This is a genomic window from Streptomyces ossamyceticus, assembly GCF_001418475.1.
GTDB classification, from domain to species: domain Bacteria; phylum Actinomycetota; class Actinomycetes; order Streptomycetales; family Streptomycetaceae; genus Streptomyces; species Streptomyces ossamyceticus.
The window spans coordinates 4,522-4,794 of record NZ_LIQX01000663.1 but is presented as its reverse complement, the minus strand read 5'-3'; the positions used below and the strand labels follow the sequence as shown (position 1 = coordinate 4,794).

The window sequence follows — 273 nt, the reverse complement described above, 5'->3', positions numbered from 1 at the left end:
CGGCCGCGGCGACCGCCTCCGGCCCACCGGCGGGCAGCGGTCCGCCCCTCGCACGTGCCCCGTCCCGCAGAGCGCCGAGCACGACATCGACCAACGGCCGCAGCGCGTCGGGACCTTGGGGGCCTGAGGCGAGGGGCGGGCTGGTCATGGGGTTCCTCCGGGGCGCGGGAGTCCCATCTTGTACGCCGATTGGGTGCTCGGCCCCGAAACCGCCCCCGAATACCACCGAAAGAGCGTACGGCGCCGCCCTGGGCCGCCGACGGGCCGCGGGCC

The 273-nt window shown here is 76.9% G+C and carries 1 pseudogene; it reads right to left on the bottom strand.

Going from position 1 to position 273, the window contains the following annotated elements:
- A pseudogene (locus tag AOK15_RS47900) lies at positions 1-148 on the bottom strand (aspartate aminotransferase family protein); the annotation flags it as partial.
- Between the last annotated feature and the right edge of the window lie 125 nt (positions 149-273).